Origin of the sequence: Wenjunlia tyrosinilytica, from assembly GCF_014646055.1 — a bacterium.
Taxonomy (GTDB): domain Bacteria; phylum Actinomycetota; class Actinomycetes; order Streptomycetales; family Streptomycetaceae; genus Wenjunlia; species Wenjunlia tyrosinilytica.
This window is the reverse complement of sequence record NZ_BMMS01000034.1, coordinates 41,139-58,690: the sequence shown is the minus strand read 5'-3', so window position 1 is coordinate 58,690 and position 17,552 is coordinate 41,139. Positions and strand designations below refer to the sequence as shown.

The 17,552-nt window shown below is 71.9% G+C and carries 14 protein-coding genes; 6 read left to right on the top strand and 8 right to left on the bottom strand.

Annotated features, from left to right (window positions below; genetic code table 11):
• Positions 1-66 precede the first annotated feature (66 nt).
• Together IEY86_RS29635 and IEY86_RS29630 are read left to right on the top strand one after the other, a co-directional pair.
• Positions 67-1,221: a MalY/PatB family protein gene (locus tag IEY86_RS29635; RefSeq protein ID WP_189134975.1), complete on the top strand. Its 1,155-nt coding sequence runs from the start codon at positions 67-69 to the stop codon at positions 1,219-1,221.
• A gap of 49 nt (positions 1,222-1,270) precedes the next feature.
• A complete protein-coding gene (locus IEY86_RS29630; RefSeq protein WP_189134974.1) occupies positions 1,271-1,858 on the top strand; it encodes a Uma2 family endonuclease in 588 nt (195 codons plus the stop codon).
• 137 nt (positions 1,859-1,995) lie between these two features.
• On the opposite strand, the gene IEY86_RS29625 is transcribed toward IEY86_RS29630, so the two are convergent.
• The 5 genes from IEY86_RS29625 to IEY86_RS29605 all read right to left on the bottom strand — a co-directional run bounded on the left by IEY86_RS29625 (position 1,996) and on the right by IEY86_RS29605 (position 11,618).
• Positions 1,996-3,300, bottom strand: a complete 1,305-nt coding sequence (locus IEY86_RS29625) for a M64 family metallopeptidase (RefSeq protein WP_189134973.1) — start codon at positions 3,298-3,300, stop codon at positions 1,996-1,998.
• A 358-nt stretch (positions 3,301-3,658) separates the two neighbouring features.
• Positions 3,659-4,399, bottom strand: coding sequence for a DUF4232 domain-containing protein (locus tag IEY86_RS29620; RefSeq protein ID WP_189134972.1), 741 nt, complete (start codon positions 4,397-4,399; stop codon positions 3,659-3,661).
• Between the two features lie 90 nt (positions 4,400-4,489).
• Entirely contained in the window at positions 4,490-7,135 is a 2,646-nt protein-coding gene (locus tag IEY86_RS29615) for an AfsR/SARP family transcriptional regulator (protein WP_189134971.1), read from the bottom strand.
• Between the two features lie 361 nt (positions 7,136-7,496).
• On the bottom strand, positions 7,497-8,570 hold the full coding sequence (ychF, locus tag IEY86_RS29610; RefSeq protein WP_189134970.1) for a redox-regulated ATPase YchF: 1,074 nt from the start codon (positions 8,568-8,570) through the stop codon (positions 7,497-7,499).
• A gap of 81 nt (positions 8,571-8,651) precedes the next feature.
• Positions 8,652-11,618, bottom strand: coding sequence for a polysaccharide lyase 8 family protein (locus tag IEY86_RS29605; protein WP_189134969.1), 2,967 nt, complete (start codon positions 11,616-11,618; stop codon positions 8,652-8,654).
• Between the two features lie 312 nt (positions 11,619-11,930).
• On the opposite strand from IEY86_RS29605, the gene IEY86_RS29600 reads away from it, so the two are divergent.
• Positions 11,931-12,584 (top strand): DUF6542 domain-containing protein, encoded by a 654-nt coding sequence (locus IEY86_RS29600; RefSeq protein WP_189134968.1) that lies wholly within the window; start codon positions 11,931-11,933, stop codon positions 12,582-12,584.
• 45 nt (positions 12,585-12,629) lie between these two features.
• On the opposite strand, the gene ppgK is transcribed toward IEY86_RS29600, so the two are convergent.
• Positions 12,630-13,430: a polyphosphate--glucose phosphotransferase gene (ppgK, locus tag IEY86_RS29595; RefSeq protein ID WP_189134967.1), complete on the bottom strand. Its 801-nt coding sequence runs from the start codon at positions 13,428-13,430 to the stop codon at positions 12,630-12,632.
• Between the two features lie 29 nt (positions 13,431-13,459).
• Positions 13,460-14,458 (bottom strand): 4-hydroxy-3-methylbut-2-enyl diphosphate reductase, encoded by a 999-nt coding sequence (locus tag IEY86_RS29590; RefSeq protein ID WP_189134966.1) that lies wholly within the window; start codon positions 14,456-14,458, stop codon positions 13,460-13,462.
• Between the two features lie 53 nt (positions 14,459-14,511).
• Here IEY86_RS29590 and xseA point away from each other — a divergent pair, with 53 nt between their 5' ends.
• The 3 genes from xseA (at position 14,512) to IEY86_RS29575 (ending at position 16,875) form a co-directional block, all read left to right on the top strand.
• The gene (gene xseA / locus IEY86_RS29585) at positions 14,512-15,738 is read left to right on the top strand and encodes an exodeoxyribonuclease VII large subunit (protein WP_189134965.1); all 1,227 of its coding nucleotides are present in this window, start codon (positions 14,512-14,514) and stop codon (positions 15,736-15,738) included.
• Between the two features lie 104 nt (positions 15,739-15,842).
• Positions 15,843-16,151 carry an exodeoxyribonuclease VII small subunit gene (locus tag IEY86_RS29580; RefSeq protein WP_189134964.1) on the top strand — a complete coding sequence of 103 codons (309 nt, stop codon included), beginning with the start codon at positions 15,843-15,845 and terminating at the stop codon, positions 16,149-16,151.
• Between the two features lie 133 nt (positions 16,152-16,284).
• Positions 16,285-16,875, top strand: a complete 591-nt coding sequence (locus tag IEY86_RS29575) for a malonic semialdehyde reductase (RefSeq protein ID WP_189134963.1) — start codon at positions 16,285-16,287, stop codon at positions 16,873-16,875.
• Between the two features lie 117 nt (positions 16,876-16,992).
• On the opposite strand, the gene IEY86_RS29570 is transcribed toward IEY86_RS29575, so the two are convergent.
• Positions 16,993-17,517 carry a DUF4245 domain-containing protein gene (locus tag IEY86_RS29570; RefSeq protein ID WP_265805810.1) on the bottom strand — a complete coding sequence of 175 codons (525 nt, stop codon included), beginning with the start codon at positions 17,515-17,517 and terminating at the stop codon, positions 16,993-16,995.
• Positions 17,518-17,552: the final 35 nt, after the last annotated feature.

Here is a 17,552-nt window from a genome sequence, read left to right as displayed (position 1 = left end):
TGTCAGGCCCAAAACCCCCGGTCGTACCTGTTGCCCGGCGGTGGGCGCACCCAGCACAGTTGAGATATGGAGAGCCGCGGATCCAACCCGCTCTGCCAGCTGTCCGTGGAGGAACTGCGCCGCCGCACCAGCATGAAGTGGCGCCAGTACCCCGACGACGTCCTGCCCGTCTGGGTGGCGGAGATGGACGTGCCGCTCGCCGAGCCGATCAAGCGGGCGCTCGCCGACGCGCTCGACCTCGGCGACACCGGCTACCCGGCGGGACCGGCGTACGCCGAGGCGCTCGACGAGTTCGCGACGAAGCGCTGGGGCTGGCACGTGGAACCCGCGCACACGGCGATCGTGCCCGATGTGATGCTGGGCATCGTCGAGATGCTGAAGCTGGTGACCGGCCCGGGTGACGCCGTGGTGGTCAACTCGCCGGTCTACCAGCCGTTCTACCTGTTCGTGGAGCACATGGACCGCCGGATCGTCGAGGCCCCGCTCGGCTGCGACCACCGGCTCGACCTCGAGGCCACCGAGGCGGCGTTCCTCCGCGCGAGGGAGGGCGGGCGACCGGCCGCCTACCTGCTGTGCAGCCCGCACAACCCCACCGGCACCGTCCACACCGAGGCCGAACTGTCCGCCGTGACGCGGCTGGCGAACGCGCACGGTGTGCGGGTCGTGGCCGACGAGATCCACGCCCCGATCGTGCTGCCGGGCGCGACGCATGTGCCGTACCTGTCGGTGCCGGGCGCGGAGCGCGCGTTCTCCCTGATGTCGGCGTCGAAGGCATGGAACCTGGCCGGACTCAAGGCGGCCCTGGCCATAGCGGGCCCCGAGGCCCTCGGCGACCTGGCCCGTATGCCGGAGGAGGTCGGCCACGGCCCGAGCCACCTGGGCGCGATAGCCCACGCGGCGGCCCTGCGCCACGGAGGGGACTGGCTGGACGCCCTCCTGACGGGCCTCGACGAAAACCGCCACCTGCTGACCACCCTCCTGGCGGAGCGCCTGCCGGGAATCGTCTACCGCCCGCCCGAGGGCACCTTCCTGGCCTGGCTGGACTGCCGGGCCCTCGGCCTGGGCGACGACCCTGCCCAGACCTTCCTGGACCGGGGACGCGTGGCCCTCACCTCGAACCAAGGCTTCGGCACAGGCGGCGAGGGCTACGCCCGCCTGAACCTGGCCACGTCCCCGGACCTCCTGAGGGAAGCGGTGAAGCGCATGGCCGCGGCCGTCTGACCAGCCCGAGCCCTCCTCCGCCGACAGCCGGAGTCGCCAGCGTTGTCCCATGACCGCACTGCCCGACTGGATGCGCCCGCCGCGCGCGGAAGGCTGGTTCGCGGAGGACCTGGACCGCCTCCCCGAGGCGCCCCGCCGCACCGAGCTGATCGACGGAGCCCTCGTCTTCATGATGTCCCCGCTACGGTCCTGGCATGGGCGCCTGGTCACCGCGCTCACCGTCGCGCTCGCCGAGCAGGCACCCGCCGGAGTCGAAGTGGAGCGGGAGATGACCATCCGGCTCGACCAGCGCAACCGGCCGGAGCCGGACCTCCTCGTGACCACCGCGCCGTACGATCCCGACCGCACATGGTTCGATCCCGCCGATGTGCAACTGGTCGTGGAGGTCGTCCCGCCCGAGTCCGCCCACCGGGACCGAACCGTCAAACTCCGCAAATACGCGGAGGCCGGCATCGACCACTACTGGTGCATCGAGGACGAGGGCGGCACGCCGGTCACGCATGTCTACGAGCTGGACGCCCCGACCCGCCGGTACGCCCCAGCCGGAATCTTCCGGGGCACCGTGAAACGTCCCGTTCCGTTCGACATCAGCCTGGACCTCGGCGCCTTCGTCCCGCACAGGGCCGAGGCCGACTGAGGCGGCGCGGGCGCGGGATTGGCACGCGGGACTGGCGCGCGGGATTGGCGCACGGCCTGAGCACAACGCCGACCGGGGGCGCCGACTCGCGTCGTGGACGGGCCGGCGCCCCCGGGTGGCGGGTCGTTCCGGGAGGGTCAGGAGGCGGCGATCTTCCAGGCCACCGAGTCCTTGAGCATCTTGCGCAGTTCGGGGTCGCGGACCTTGGACGTGGTGTCCTCGACCTTCACCTTCAGGGTGTGCGCCCGGGAGTCGAGCCCCAGCTCGCTGACACTCGCCGACTTGGCACCGCTCAGCGCGGGCACGGTCCGGCCGTCGACGCTCCAGGTGATCTTCAGCCTCTTCGCGGGCAGCTTCGGCACGGTGATGCGCGCGGTGGACGTGCGCTTCAGCGTCGCGTTGGGGCGCGGAGAGCCCGCCGGGGTGTCGGCGATGTCGACGCCCCCGTAGAACGCGGCGATCATCGACTCGCGGCTGGGGAGATTGAACTCGAGCCCGAGCGTCTGCATGATCGAGTCCCCGGTGGGCCGGTTCACCCCCTTGGTGTGGTAGTAAGCGCCGACGAAGGTGCCGACCTTGCCGCCGTTGGGGTCGGGCTCGCCGATCCACCGGTACCACTTGCGCTTGCCCTCGGTCATCTTGCGGGCACTGAGCTTGCTGACGTTGGGTTCCAGGGGCTCGGGTCCCGTGTACGGGCCCTCCTCACCATAGATGTACTCGTCGGCCAGTCCGCCGATGGAGTGTCCCATTTCGTGAACGAGGATCTGGCTGGCCTCCTCGTTGCCCCCGGCAACGGTGCTGACGGAGGGGTAGCCGGCGCCGCCGTACTTCTTGGTGTTGGCGAGTACCACGGTCGCGTCATGGGCGGGCGCCTGCCTGGCGTACGCGTTGGCGATCTCGGTGTCGGTGCACAGGAGGCGCTCGGTGTCCTCGCACCAGAAGTAGGACCGGACCGCGGTGTCCTTGTGGACATTGGCGGTCGGGTCCCCGGATATGCCCGACTGCTTGGAGACGGCCTCGACGGCCCAGACGTTGAACAGCGGCGCGTAGCTCTTGAACGGCTCGACGGCGGTGATGTCCTTCCACTTCGCCGACACCGCGGTCCGGAAGCGGTCCATCTGCGAGGCCGTATAGCCGTCGGCCACGAAGACGATGTCGAAACGGTCGGACGGGGGGCCGTTCTTGACGATGGATCGGACCTTGCTGGCCGGAACCTGGACGCGCTCGCCCTTGGCCCTGCGGGGCTCCACCTTCACGCGGGAGATGTCCCCGTTCGGCTGGAACGCCTCGACGACCTCGGCCGGCGGGTGTGCCCTGTCCGCGGAGGCCGGGGTGGAGGCCGGCGCGGAGTTGGCCGTCGCGGGTATCACGAACGCGGCAGCGGCGACGATCCCGGCCGCGGCGAGCATCCGGAGCTGCGTGGATCTGGTGGGCGTGCGCAAGAGGCACCTCTTCTGAGCACGGAGCGGTGATCGCGCCCGCTCCTGCGGCGGCCGCGTGACAGGACGCCTCGGGAGACGAATCAGGGTGACGTCCCGTTCCCTTGTTCTTGAGTGAGCTGGATCACTTTCAGCCCAAAGCGAGCCCTATATGGACTGCATTTGTCCGGAGTTGACCAGCCCTTTAGCGTTCACGGCTTCGACGATGAGCTCGCCGGTGCTCGAAGCGGGCGGTTGAGTGACGGTCGAAGTGCGCGCGCCGGGCGCTTCCGGCAGCCGGGACGCCCCGCCCCCGCGTATGTGGACGGGGACAGAGCGGCCACCTCTGATGCGGGCGGCGGCAGACGCCTGAGCGAGCCGTTCAGAAGTCGTCGGCGCCGCTGCGGAGCTCGTACGTCCAGTAGCCGGTCTTCGCGGCAGCCTCGTTGACGGCAAGGCGCCCCGAGGGCGCGGTGACGACGTCGCTGCCCTCGGCCGGGCCGTCGGCGCCGAAGAAATTCACGTTGAAGCGCGCGACCACCTTGTTGTCCTCATGCACGCCACCCAGGGCGACGCGTACGTTCGCGTACGCCGACGTGCCGGACTTCAGGACGATCGGGGTCGACGGCTTGCTCTTCGCGACGGCCGGGATGTCCTTGGCGGTCTGGATGTCGCCGAAGGCGATCAGCGGGTAACCGAAGAGGCGGCACGAGCGGCCGGAGGTGTTGGCGGCGGTCAGGACGATGTGCTCGGTGGGCGTCTCGTCCGCCTTCGCCATCGTGATCTTCACATCCTTGTAGGTGCAGGCGGGGACCTTGGCAGTGCCCGTCGAGCCGGTCGAAGCCGTACCGCCGCCGGAGGTGTCCCTCGTCCTGCTCTGGGACGCGGCCGGATCCACCGATCCGGTGCCCGCCGACCCGGTGCCCGCCGACCCGGTGCCCGCCGACCGGGTGCCCGCCGTGCCGGACGCCGGCTTCGAAGCGGTGCCCGCGAGGGTCTGCGCAGCGGTCGGGCTCCCCGCACCCTTGGAGTCGGTGTCACTGTCGCCGCAGGCGGTCAGTCCCAGCGAGAGAGCGGCGACGGCGACGGCGGCGGCGACGGTGTTCTTGCGGCGGGTACGCATGGTGGTTCTCCCTCGTAAGGATGGTCAGGGCACGCATTCGGTGCTGAATTACAGCCTCCGGTGGCGCGCTGCCGTCCCACTTACGTACCGCTAACGATTCGCTGACAGCCGCGACAGCAGTTCCACGGCCCGTGCGGAGCCCTCCGTGAACCCGACCGCGTCGGCTGCCGCCGCCGCCCCTCTCAGCTGGTCACCGGCTTCCTCAAGACGGCCCAGTCCGGCCAGCGCCTCGCCGCCGACGATCTGCAGCCGCGCCCGGCCGACCACCGCGTCGGGTGGGAGGAGTTCCGCCGCGCAAACCGTGTGCGCGAGCGCCGCCTCGTACGCCCCCGTGTTCAGGCAGTGGCCGGCCAGGTGCTGGAGGGTCAGCACCTGGGTGGAGGGATGGCCCGCCCGGGCGGCGAGCGAGACCGCCTGGGACATCAGCGCTCCTGCCCGCCCGTGATCCCCGGTGGAGTCCAGGACGGCCCCGAGGTTGACGCAGGCGACCGCCTCACTGATCGCATCGCCCGCCCGCGCGGCCAGCTCGGGCGCCTTCTCCAGATGGACGAGGGCCTCGGCATCCCGGCCCTCCTCGTGCAGTACCCAGCCGAGCAGCGCCCGCACCCGCGACTGCGCATCCAGGTCGCCCTCGTGCTCCGCCGAGCCGAGCCCGGCCTGGAGGAGCGGCACCCAGCCGTCCCTGATCCGCCGCAGCATCAGCGGCCACTGCACGAGGGCGAGCCTCCAGGCCCGGTCGTGGAGGCCCAGAGCAGCGGCGGCGGCGGCCGCGCCCTCCAAGGCCGGACGCTCCGCCTCGTACCAGGCCAGCGCCGCCGAACGACCCTCGAATTCCCTTGTCGCCGGGGGCCGCCGGACATCGGGGGGCAGCGAGTAACAGGGCTGGGAACCCGGTTCGGCGGCGGCGTTCGCCGCGAGCCCCGTGTAGAGGTAGTGGTCGAGGAGGCGGTGCAGGCCCTCGGGGTCCGCCTGCGGGGCGAGATGGCGGGCGTAGAGACGCACCAGATCGTGCGGCGCCCAGCGGCCGGGGACGGACTCGGTGAGCAGATGGGCCGCGGCGAGACGGTCCAGGTCGTCAGAGGCCTGCGCGGGGGACGTCCCGGCGAGCGCGCCCGCCGCGAAACGGTCCAGGTCGGATCCCGTGTGCAGGCCCAGCGCGCGGAACATCCGGGCGGCGGGCTCGGGCAATTGCTGCACAGTAAGGCCCAGTGCGGCCGAGACACTGGTGTCCTCGGCGTTCAGGAGAGCCAAACATCTCTGTTCGTCGGCCAGTTCGCCGACCATCGCGTCGAGTGTCCACTGCGGCCGCTCGGCCAGGCGGGCCGCCGTCACCCGCAGTGCGAGCGGCAGCCCGTCGCAGAGTCCGGCCAGCCGCGCGGCGGCGTCGGGTTCGGCGGCGACCCGCTCCGCGCCCAGCACGCTGCCGAGCAGTGCTACCGAGTCGGCCGGCGGAAGATGCCTGAGGGGTACCGGCCGGGCGGCGTCGGAGGCGATGAGGCCGCCGAGCCGGTCGCGGCTGGTGACCAGCGTCGCGCAGCGGTCTCCGCCGGGAAGCAGCGGCCGGACCTGCTCGGAGGAGCGTGCGTTGTCGAGGACGACGAGGAGTCGGCTCCCCGCGGTGAGGGAACGGAACAGCGCACCCATCGCGCCGGCGGTCTCCGGCATCCGCTGCGGCGGGGTACCGAGCGCCAGGAGGAACTCCCGCAGCACGGCGACGGATTCGGGCGCCGGGGTGTCACTGAAGCCGCGCAGGTCGGCGAAGAGCCGTCCGTCCGGGAAGTCGGCGCGCCGATCGTACGCCCAGTGCACCGCGAAGGCGGTCTTGCCGACGCCGGCGGGACCGGTGACCAGGCAGACGGGTGCGTCCCCGGCGCCGACGGCCCTGGTGAGCGAAGCCAGTTCGGCGCCCCGCCCGGTGAATCCGCGCGGCGGCCGTGGCAGCAGCTCGGGGATCGCGACCGCGGCGGGGAGGGCGGGCCGCTTTGCCGACACGGGTTGGGCGGAGCGCAGGAGCGTCCCATACGCCTCACTGAGCACCTCACCGGGGTCCACACCGAGCTCTTCGGCGAGCAGCCGCCGGGTGCGGTGGTACCAGCCGATCGCGTCCGACTGGCGCCCTGAGCGGCCCAGCGCCAACATCAGCGCGGCCGCCAGGGATTCACGCAGCGGGTGCGCGACGGCTTCGGTACGGAGCACGGCGGCGGCCCGGCCGTGCTCCCCGAGTTGGCCGTACGCATCGGCGAGCGCCTCCACCGAGGCCAGCCGCAGCTCCTCCAGGCCGCCGGCCGCCGCCTCCAGCGGCCGGCTCCGCACGGTCCCGGTGAGCGCGGGCCCCTGCCAGAAGGAGAGCGCCTCCCGCAGCATCCGCACGGCGTCGGCGGGCCGACGCTGCACCCCGGCGAGCGCGACGAGCTCCTCGAAGCGGTGTGCGTCCACCAGTGATTCCGGCATCTGCATCGCGTACGCGGACCCCTGGGTGGCGAGCTCGACCCCGTACGCCGACGCTCCGTGCTCAGCGAGCAGCGCGCGCAGCCGTGAGACATGGCCTTGCAGGACGGTCTTGGCGTGGGCGGGCGGCTCGTCCTCCCAGAGGGCGTCGATCAACTGGGCCACATTCACAGGGGTGTTGGGCCGCAATAGCATCATGGCCAGCAGGCTGGAGCGCTTGGCGGGCCCCAGTGCCAAGTCCCCGTTCTCCGTCACGACGGCAACGGAGCCGAGCAGCCGGAACTCCACCTGACACCTCCGTGATCCGCGTCCCGCCAGAAACCGAGGATACGCAGCGGATGCCGGCCTGCGACGCCGCCTCTGTCAATGCCCCCGCCGCGGCGGGCAGTATGGCATCCCGCATCGAGGACTCGTCCAGCGGCTGGGCGAGCCTGGGCCGCCGCACCACACGACGCCGAAGCATTTCGCGAGCGCATCAGACCTGCTGCTGGACAGCGGGGCCTGCCTACTCCGGCCGACCGCCATCGCCCACCAGGTCACCCTCGCCCGCCTCAGCCCGGCAGTCCGCCGCTTCGGGACTTCCCCACCGATGGGCCCGAGAGCTGAATCCTCACGGCGCCGCAGGCCGGACGGCCTTTCCGTTGATCACTCAGACATTGAACCTGAACTCCACCACGTCGCCGTCCTGCATCACGTAGTCCTTGCCCTCCATGCGGGCCTTGCCCGCGGAGCGGGCTTCGGCCACTGAGCCGGTGGCGACCAGGTCGTCGTACGAGATGACCTCGGCCTTGATGAAGCCCTTCTGGAAGTCCGTGTGGATCACGCCGGCTGCCTCGGGGGCCGTCGCGCCCTTCTTGATGGTCCAGGCGCGGGATTCCTTGGGGCCGGCCGTGAGGTAGGTCTGGAGGCCCAGCGTGTTGAAGCCGACGCGGCCGAGGGTGGCGAGGCCGGGTTCCTCCTGGCCCATGGCCTGGAGGAGTTCGAGGGCCTCGGCGTCGTCGAGTTCGATCAGCTCGGACTCGATCTTGGCGTTGAGGAAGATCGCCTCGGCCGGGGCGACCAGAGCGCGCATGCGGTCCTTGAACTCCTCGTTGACCAGTTCCTCCTCGTCCACGTTGAAGACGTAGAGGAAGGGCTTGGCGGTCAGCAGGTGGAGCTCGCGCAGGGGCTCGCGGTCCAGGCCCGCGGCGAAGACCGTGGTGCCCTGCTCCAGGATCTTCTGGGCCTCCTCGACGGCGGTGACGACGGCCGCCGTCTCCTTCTTCAGGCGCGCCTCCTTCTGCAGACGCGGAAGGGCCTTCTCGATGGTCTGGAGGTCAGCCAGGATCAGCTCGGTGTTGATCGTCTCGATGTCGTCCCCGGGCGAGATCTTGCCGTCCACGTGCACCACGTCAGGGTCCTCGAACGCGCGGATCACCTGGCAGATGGCGTCGGACTCGCGGATGTTCGCCAGGAACTTGTTGCCCAGGCCCTGTCCCTCGGAGGCGCCGCGGACGATGCCCGCGATGTCCACGAAGTCCACCGTCGCCGGGAGCTTGCGCTGCGAGCCGAAGATCTCGGCGAGCTTGTCCAGGCGGGGGTCCGGTACACCGACCACGCCGATGTTGGGCTCGATCGTGGCGAACGGGTAGTTCGCCGCCAGCACGTCGTTCTTGGTCAGGGCGTTGAACAGGGTCGACTTGCCGACATTGGGCAGGCCGACGATTCCGATGCTGAGCGACATGTCTGACTTCCTGGACTGGGCGGGACCGCGGTACCGGACGGGACTGGCGACCTTTGAGTCTACGGCCTGGTCCCGGCGGGGTCAGTCCGTGATCAGGTGCAGCAGCGGCGGGTGGGCAGGGTTCTCCCTGCTGTGGATCCGGGCCTCGTGGATCTCACCGCCCTCCGCCCCCGCAGGGGTCACCGCCAGCTTCAGGCAGCCCCGGCCCACCGCCGTCGCGGCCGCCGCTCGGACCGCCCCGGTCACGTCGAACGAGAACCAGTCCGGGTAGGTGGTGGCCCACCCCTGTCCCAAGGCGGGGCCCGGGCCGGGGGTCGCGCGGTCCTCGGCCACCGGGCCGTGGGCGCGCAGAAGGGTCTGGAGCATGTCGTCGGCGCGGGTGGCCGGGTCGTCGGGGATCCGGCCGTACAGCCACAGGCGGGCGCGGCGGACCGGGCGGTGGACGCGGGTGAGGTCGAAGGTCAGGCAGGCGGTGCTCGTGGCGGAGACCGTCAGCAACGGGGATGTGCTGTCGACCTCGCCGTCCCGCACCGTGGCGTCGGTGACGGGGGTGAGCCGGTGAAGGCGCCCATGGTGCGGGGAGCGGCCCCGGCGCAGGGTCGCGGCAAGGGTCGCTCCGTGCCGGGCGCCGGTCTCGACGAGCAGGCGCGCAGGGCTCGTGGACAGGACGGCGACACCGTCGTCGGATGCGGTCAGGGTGGCGTGGGCGGGCTCGGCCAGGGTGACGGTGACCAGGGGAGAGGTACGGGAGGGGTCGCTCACCGCGACGCGCACCTCGGCGCCGTCCTCCAGGACGAGGACCGAGCACGGAGCGTCGACCGTGATCCCGGCGGCCGAGCCCGGGGCGAAGAAGACAGCGGCGGTCAGGCCCGGGGCGGCCCGGAAGGCATGGACGGTGGGGGTGAGGGCGACCACCTCCACCCCCGGGGCCTCGGCTCTGGCGGCCGTCGTGGAGAGCGAGGCCGCCGGAAGCTGGAGGCAGGCGTAGGAGGCGTCGGACGGGTCGGCGCCGTGGTCGAGCCACAGGGTGGTGTACGGGCGGGTGACGGGAGTGGTGGGACCGCCCTTGTTGAGGTCGCGCCAGGCCCCGGTCCGCACCTCGCTCAGGGAACGCAGCTCGGGCAGGGAACGCGCCGCACCCGCGGAAGGCCGCTCGGGCAGGGAACGCGCCGCACCCGCGGAAGGCCGCTCGGGCCGCTTGGGCCGTTCCCTCAGGAGGACATATCCGCCGACGCCCGCCAGGTGCGCCCAGCCCGGGTGGGTGGTCGGGGCGGCTTCGGTGCGGCGGTTCTCGATCACCGTCTCGACCCGGCGGCCGCCGGAGGCGGTGATGGCCGAGCCCGCGACGACCACGGCGTCGTCGAGGAACAGCCAGGACTTGCGGGCGGTCAACGGGGATGCGATCCCGGTCAGGCCGATGGACGCCATGCCGAACGAGCCCAGCCGGACACCGCCGGACCAGCGGGTGCCGGTGAGGGGCTCGTGGTCGTTGTCGCCGCCCTGGCCGGGGGCGAGCGGGGTGGTGTCCACGGTGGTCCCCGGCAGCCGCTTGGCGTCGACAGTCGGCCAGTAGCCGTCGGTGTAGTGGAACGGGTCGGCGTCCAGGTGGAGCTGCGCCATGCCGTCGCCGGTGTGCCAGCCCCTGGCGTTCTCCTCGTTCATGTACTCGTAGCGGGCCACACGGTCGGAGTTGAGCGCCAGCGTCATCGCCCAGCCGGGGCGGCGGTGGGCGAACCGCTCCATGTCGGGGAACGGGAAGTGGCCGGGCGGCGCTTCGACGGGCGGGGTGGAGTCGTCGGCCAGGACGGGGACGACGACGGCGATCTGCACGGGCTGGCGGGTGGAGAGGGGGCGCCAGGTGTTGGCCCGCAGCCATCCCTTGGCGAGTCCGCGCAGACGGCGCGCGGTGGTGGCGTCCAGGGGTGACCTCGCCCCGGCGTCCAGGGGTGACCTCGCCCCGGCGGCGACGGCGGAACCGTCCCCGGCAACAGCACCGTCCCCCGCCCGGAGGGCACCCGCCCGGAGCGCTCCCGCCAGGTTCAGCACGTCCACGGCGAGCAGGAAGCCGTCGTCCGCGTCCCGTTCGCCCGTCCGCGAGATCGCCCGGCCGCGGACGCAGTCGGCCACCAGGCCGCCATTGAGGAAGGGAACGAATGTCTCCTCCACGACGGAAACGATTCTCTGGCGCTCGTTGGCCGCCACCTCCCATTGCGTCCCCGCCAGCAGCCGCATCAGCTCGGCCATGCCCCGGACCAGCACCTCGCCGTACGTGCCCGGGTACGCCACCCACGTGTGCATGACGAACGAGCCATCAGGGTGGAATCCGTCCCCGATCAGCACCGGATCCAGCACCCCGGCCAGCGACGACGAGGCCAGCGACAGCCGCTCCGGTGACCGCCCCAGCGCGCCGCGCACCGCGACCGCCCGGCACAGGTCCACGCGGTTGGCGCCCGTGGAGACCAGGCTGTCGTCCAGCATCCGCCGCGGATCGGGAACGAAGTGGTCGATCGCCGCCATGACCTCGCCGAGCGTGTCCGCGGGCAGCGCCTCGCCGAGCAGGACACAGGTGTCGCCGAGCGCCTTGGAGGTCCCTATCTCCCAGTCCCACCAGTTGCCGTACTCCTTCTGGCCCGCGTGGTAGGCGGCGTCGTGCAGGAGCCCAACCCCGGCGGCGAGCGACGCCGCGGCCTCGGCGTTCCGGTGGAGGGCTGAGGCGGGGGTGGCGAACGACAGCGCGATGGCGCGCAGACGGTTGGCCACCGCGGTGACATTGGCCGACGCGGAGCCCAGCGGCAGGTCGTCCCAGGGGGTGGTACGTCCCGCGCCGGTCCTCAACGTCGCCAGCCAGCCGCCCGAGGCGCGGTCCTGTGCCCGGACGGCGGCGGTGTAGTCGGCATCGGCCAATGGCGCATCGGTGCCGACGAGAACGCCGGTCCAGCGGTTCAGCAGTTCGGAGTAGACATCCGCGGCCGAGGACGCCCTCCCCGCCGCACGGGCACGGCCCCCGGGGAGGGCGGCCAGCGCGAGGGCTCCGGCTGCGGCGACCACGACGGCCCTCCGGCGCACCGCCCCGGCAGCACCATCGGCACGGGCGCCGTCACCCGCACAGCCACCGGCACCGGACCTGCCGAGGTCACAGCCACCGGCACCGGCACGGCCGCCAGCACCGGCCCCGCCGTCGTCACCCTCACCGCTACCGGCAGCACCAGCACCACCGTTCCAACGAACTGTCACCGCGGCCTCCCGGGCCCCGCACTGACGGGCCGTCTTCCGCACGCCGGGTCGAACACATTACCCAACCCTGGTCAAAGCGCGTGTCCTGTACGTACCCCGACCGGGGTGGCCGCCTACCTTGGTCCAGTGGAGCAACAACGCGCACGAACCGAGCCCCCGGCCACGCCCGCGCCGCGTCAGGTCCTCGCCCCGCCGACTCCCACCACACCGCCGCAGCGGCCTCCGTCGTCGCCGACCCGGGCGTCCCGGCCCGTACCGCCGCGCGGCCCGGCCGAGCGCCCGGGCGCCGAGACCCCGGCGCTCGCCGACCGGATCCCCCGCCGTCCCCGGCCGGCCGAGGGGACGAAGTCGGGGACGGGCGCGCCGACGCGTTTCACCGCCGTCGGCATCGGGGTGATCACCTGCGTCATCACCCTCGCGGGAGGAGTGCTCGACGCGCTGGTCCTGGACGGCCCCGGCGCGTTGTTCGGGCTGTGCTTCCTCGGGGCGTGCTTCTTCGCGGCGACCCGGGTGCGCTCCAGCGACCTGGTGGCGGCACCGATCTGCGCTCCCATCGCCTTCGCTGTGACGCTTCTGTTGACCGTGCCCGGTGACGGCGACGGGATCACCGGGCAGCTGATCGGGGTCGCCACGAGCCTGGCCGTGCACGCGGGCTGGCTCTACGGCGGCACCTTCATCGCCGGCGGCCTCGCCCTGACCCGCCACTTCGCGCTGCGCAACGCCCCGGGGCCGGGGTCCGGGTCCGGGGGCCGAGCCCCGGGAAACCGACCGGAGGCCTGACGGTTCCTCCGACCCGCTACGCGGGCCGGTTCCCCCCCCCGCCCGCTACGCGGACGCCTCCGCGCCGACCCCGCCGTCGCGCTGGGCGCCCTTCGCCTTCGCCGCTTCCTGCTCCTTCGCGGCGGCCATAGCCGCGCCCACGATCCCGGCGTCGTTGTGCAGCGCCGCCGGCACGATCGTGGCGCGGACCCCCTCGATCAGGGGCAGGAACTTGTCGTGCTTGCGGCTGACCCCGCCGCCGATGACGAACAGGTCCGGCGAGAACAGCTTCTCGACGTACCGGAGGTACTCCTCCACCCGCTTCGCCCACTCGTGCCAGCTCAGCTCGTGGACTTCCTTCGCGTGCGAGGAGGCGCGCTTCTCCGCGTCCTTGCCCCGCAGCTCCAGATGGCCGAGCTCCGTGTTGGGCACCAGCTTGCCGTCGATGAACAGCGCGCTGCCTATGCCCGTGCCGAAGGTCAGCAGGACGACCACGCCGTCGCGGTCGCGGCCCGAGCCGAAGGCGACCTCGGCGATCCCGGCGGCGTCGGCGTCGTTGACCACCGTGGCCGGGGCCCCGAGTACATCGGTGAACAGCTTGCGCGCCTCGAAGTCGACCCACGCCTGGTCCACGTTCGCCGCCGAGCGGGTCACCCCGCCGGTGACGACGGCCGGGAAGGTGATACCGACCGGCCCCGACCAGCCGAAGTGGTCCACGACCTCCTTGACGCACGCCGCCACTGCCCGGGGCTCGGACGGGTGCGGGGTGGGCACCTTGTGGCGCTCCTGCGCCAGCGCGCCGACGCTCAGGTCAACGGGCGCGCCCTTGATGCCGGAGCCCCCGATGTCGACACCGAAAAGGTTCATGAAGCGAACCTTTCCCGATGGGACCCGCTCTACTCCCCGCCCCCCGCGGCCTTGGCCGCCTCGGTCCGCAGGTCCCGGCGCAGTTCCTTCGGCAGCGAGAACTGGATGCTCTCCTCCACCGACCGGACGACCTCGACATCTGCGAAGCCGCGCTCGGCCAGCCACTCCAGGACACCCTCGACCAGGATCTCGGGCACGGAGGCACCGCTGGTCAGGCCGATCGTGCTGACGCCCTCGAGCCAGGCCTCGGCGATCTCGTCGGCGCCGTCCACGAGGTGGGAGGCACGGGCTCCGGCGTCGAGGGCGACATCGACGAGCCGCTTGGAGTTGGACGAGTTCTTCGAGCCGACGACGATCACCAGCTCGGACTCGGCGGCGATCTGCTTGACCGCGACCTGGCGGTTCTGCGTGGCGTAGCAGATGTCGTCGCTGGGCGGGCTGACCAGCGCCGGGAAGCGGTCCTTGAGCTGCCCCACGGTGGCCATCGTCTCGTCGACGGACAGGGTGGTCTGCGAGAGCCAGACGACCTTGCTCTCGTCACGGACCTTCACCGAGGCGACGTCGTCCGGGCCGTCGACGAGGTGGATGCGCTCGGGGGCCTCACCCATCGTGCCGACGACCTCCTCGTGGCCCTCATGGCCGATGAGGAGGATGTCGTAGTCCTCGTTGGCGAAGCGGACGGCTTCCTTGTGGACCTTGGTCACCAGCGGGCAGGTCGCGTCGATGGACGCGAGCCTGCGCTCCGCGGCCTCCTCGTGGACGACCGGGGCGACGCCGTGCGCCGAGAAGATCACGATATTGCCCTCGGGCACCTCCTCCGTCTCGTCGACGAAGACGGCGCCCTTCTTCTCGAGGGTGCGCACAACGTACTTGTTGTGCACGATCTCCTTGCGGACGTAGATCGGGGCCCCGTACTGCTCCAGGGCCTTCTCGACGGCGATCACCGCTCGGTCCACGCCCGCGCAGTAGCCGCGGGGGGCGGCGAGCAGGACCCGGCGGGAAGTGGTGGCTGCAGTCATGTGCACCATCGTACGGTCCTGGACGTGCCGACTCCCCGGGCACAAGCCCTAGGCTCGCCGGTATGGCTTTGAACACCTCACCCGAGTCGCCGATCCGGGTCGGCGAGGTCTCCCGGCTCATCGGCGGCTGGATCGACCGGCTCGGCGCCGTCTGGGTGGAGGGGCAGATCACCCAGCTGTCGCGGCGGCCCGGGGCGGGCGTGGTCTTCCTGACGCTGCGCGATCCGTCGTCGGACATCTCGATCGAGGTCACCTGCTACCGCAAGGTGTTCGACGTGATCGCGGACACCGTCGCCGAGGGCGCCCGGGTCGTCGTGTACGCCAAGCCGGAGTGGTACGCGCCGCGCGGCACTCTGTCGCTGCGGGCGACGCAGATCCGCCCGGTGGGGATCGGCGAGCTGCTGGCGCGGCTGGAGACGCTGAAGAAGACCCTGGCCGCCGAGGGGCTGTTCGCCGCGGAGCGCAAGCGGCCGCTGCCGTTCCTGCCGCAGCTGATCGGCCTGGTCACCGGGCGCGCCTCGGCGGCGGAACGGGATGTGCTGGAGAACGCGCGGCTGCGCTGGCCCGCCGTCCGGTTCGAGGTGCGGAACGTGGCCGTGCAGGGCGTGAGCGCGGTGCCGCAGGTCATCGGGGCGCTGCGGGACCTGGACGAGCACCGCCACGTGGATGTGATCGTCGTGGCGCGCGGCGGCGGCAGTGTGGAGGATCTGCTGCCGTTCTCGGACGAGCGGCTGGTACGGGCGGTGGCCTCGTGCCGCACCCCCGTGGTGAGCGCCATTGGGCATGAACCGGACAGTCCGCTGCTCGATCTGGTGGCCGATCTTCGTGCCTCGACGCCCACGGACGCGGCGAAGAAGGTCGTCCCGGACGTGACGGAGGAGCTGTCGCGCGTGCAGCACCTGCGGGAACGGTCCCTGCGGACGCTCACCGCGATCCTGGACCGGGAGGAGCGGGGCCTGGAGGCGGCGGTGAGCCGGCCCTCGATGGCGGCGCCGCACCGGATGGTCGAGGAGCGGGAGGCACAGGTGGACGCGGTGGTGGAGCGTTCCCGGCGCTGTCTGGGGCACCGGCTCGACCGGGCGGACGGGGAGCTGGAGCACACGCTCGCCCGGGTGGTCGCCCTCTCTCCCGCGGCGACGCTCAAGCGCGGCTACTCCGTGCTGCAACGGGAGGACGGCTCGGTGGTGCGCGACGCCGCCGAGGTGGCCGAGGGGGACAAGCTGCGGGCCCGGGTGGCCGAGGGCGGGTTCGCGGTCCGGGTCAGCGAGCAGGGCATGGGTCCCGAGTAGGGCATGGGCCCCGAGTGGACGCCGGGTGGGCACGGGTCGGCACCGGGCGGGGGGATGTCCCCGGCGCGCCCGGCCGAGTGCCCGCGGGCTCATAGGGTGGGGCCATGGCGAACCACGAATCCGACCCGGCCGCTCCCGCTGAGGCCGCCTCCCTCGACTCCCTCGGCTACGAGCAGGCCAGGGACGAGCTGATCGACGTCGTGCGGCGGCTCGAGGCGGGCGGGTCCTCGCTGGAGGAGTCCCTGGCGCTGTGGGAGCGCGGCGAGGAACTGGCGAGGGTCTGCCGGCGCTGGCTCGACGGGGCGCGCGCCCGCCTGGACGCGGCACTGGCCGCGCAGAACGCGCAGGAGCGGGGCGAGGGCGGCGGGAGTCGCGAGGAAGAGAAGATTTCTCAAGAAGAGGTTGAAAATTAATTCAAGTGGGTTAAGGTCGTAGAGGCGAGTGGGCGTGCGCCGCGGCGACGCGGTTCCCGGCCACGTCCCACCCTGCCGACGCCCTCACTTCCCACCCACCGCCTCCACTTCCTACCCACAAGGTGTGTTTGCCATGGCACTCGTGCTCGATGCCGCCGCCCAGGACCTGCTCTTCCGTCAGGCGCGTACCGCCGGCACCTTCACCGACGAGCCCGTCTCCGACGAGACGGTCAAGGCCGTCTACGACCTGGTGAAGTACGCCCCCACCGCGTTCAACCAGTCCCCGCTGCGCGTGGTCCTCGTCCGCTCCGAGGAGGGCCGCAGGCGCCTCGTGCAGCACATGGCCGACGGCAACAAGGCCAAGACCGAGGCCGCGCCGCTGACCGCCGTCCTCGCCGCCGACCTGGAGTTCCACGAGGAGCTGCCGCGGCTCTTCCCGCACTTCCCGCAGGCCAAGGACGTCTTCTTCTCCGAGGCGCAGGCGCGGGAGAAGTCCAGCACCTTCAACGGCGCGATCCAGGTCGGCTACTTCATCGTGGGCATACGCGCCGCCGGGCTCGCCGCGGGCCCGATGACCGGCTTCGACGCCGACGCGCTCAACAAGGAGTTCTTCGGCGACGGCAAGCACAAGGTCCTCGCCGTGGTGAACATCGGCAAGCCCGGCCCGGACGCCTTCCCCCGCTCCCCCCGCCTGGAGTACGACGAGGTCGTCACCACCGTGTGACCCCCGGCGGTCGCCTGCCCTCGCGCACGACGAGCCCTCGGCCGCACCCGCGGCCGGGGGCTCGTTCGCGTGGTTCCGGGGGTCGGCCCCTTGTCCGGGTCAGCCCTTGTCCGAGGGTCAGCCCTTGAGGGCCGCGGCCAGCTGGGCGAGCTGCGCGTGCGGCGCGGTGCCGGTGACCACCGTGGTGACATCCTTGCCCCGGCGCACCAGCGCGTTGTACTTCGGCCCGGCGTAGCGGTCCCACTTGTGACCCGCGACCTCGGTGGTGCCCTCCTTGGTGGCCCGACGGCTCTTGTCCTCGATGAACGGCAGCGCCGGACCGTTGGTCTGCTCGACGGCGGCGTACTCGTCGTGCGGATTGATGAAGCCCAGGTGCCAGACGGCTCCCCTGGCCCGCCGGTCGTCGCCGGTGTACTCCACCGAGGTCGCCCGCCAGTCCTTGGACAGCCCCTCGGGGGCCAGCAGGGGGAACGGCGCGGCGCGCCGCGCCGTCAGCAGCTCCACCCGGTAGTCCACGGGCCTGACCGGGTCCTTCTCGCTGTGCGGGATGAAGACGTAGATGAGGGCGACGACTCCCCCGATCGCCGCCAGGGACAACACCATGTCCCGGACCGTCTGCCTGCCGCGTTTCGTACTCGCCACCCGACCATGTTCTCAGGTGTCCGGGGAGCGCCCTG

Excerpts from the sequence above, each read along its gene's own strand:
- IEY86_RS29635 (WP_189134975.1), top strand. The coding sequence starts at position 67 with ATGGAGAGCCGCGGATCCAACCCGCTCTGCCAGCTGTCCGTGGAGGAA.
- IEY86_RS29630 (WP_189134974.1), top strand. The coding sequence starts at position 1,271 with ATGACCGCACTGCCCGACTGGATGCGCCCGCCGCGCGCGGAAGGCTGG.
- IEY86_RS29620 (WP_189134972.1), bottom strand. The coding sequence starts at position 4,399 with ATGCGTACCCGCCGCAAGAACACCGTCGCCGCCGCCGTCGCCGTCGCC.
- ychF (WP_189134970.1), bottom strand. The coding sequence starts at position 8,570 with ATGTCGCTCAGCATCGGAATCGTCGGCCTGCCCAATGTCGGCAAGTCG.
- ppgK (WP_189134967.1), bottom strand. The coding sequence starts at position 13,430 with ATGAACCTTTTCGGTGTCGACATCGGGGGCTCCGGCATCAAGGGCGCG.
- IEY86_RS29590 (WP_189134966.1), bottom strand. The coding sequence starts at position 14,458 with ATGGTGCACATGACTGCAGCCACCACTTCCCGCCGGGTCCTGCTCGCC.
- xseA (WP_189134965.1), top strand. The coding sequence starts at position 14,512 with ATGGCTTTGAACACCTCACCCGAGTCGCCGATCCGGGTCGGCGAGGTC.
- IEY86_RS29580 (WP_189134964.1), top strand. The coding sequence starts at position 15,843 with ATGGCGAACCACGAATCCGACCCGGCCGCTCCCGCTGAGGCCGCCTCC.
- IEY86_RS29575 (WP_189134963.1), top strand. The coding sequence starts at position 16,285 with ATGGCACTCGTGCTCGATGCCGCCGCCCAGGACCTGCTCTTCCGTCAG.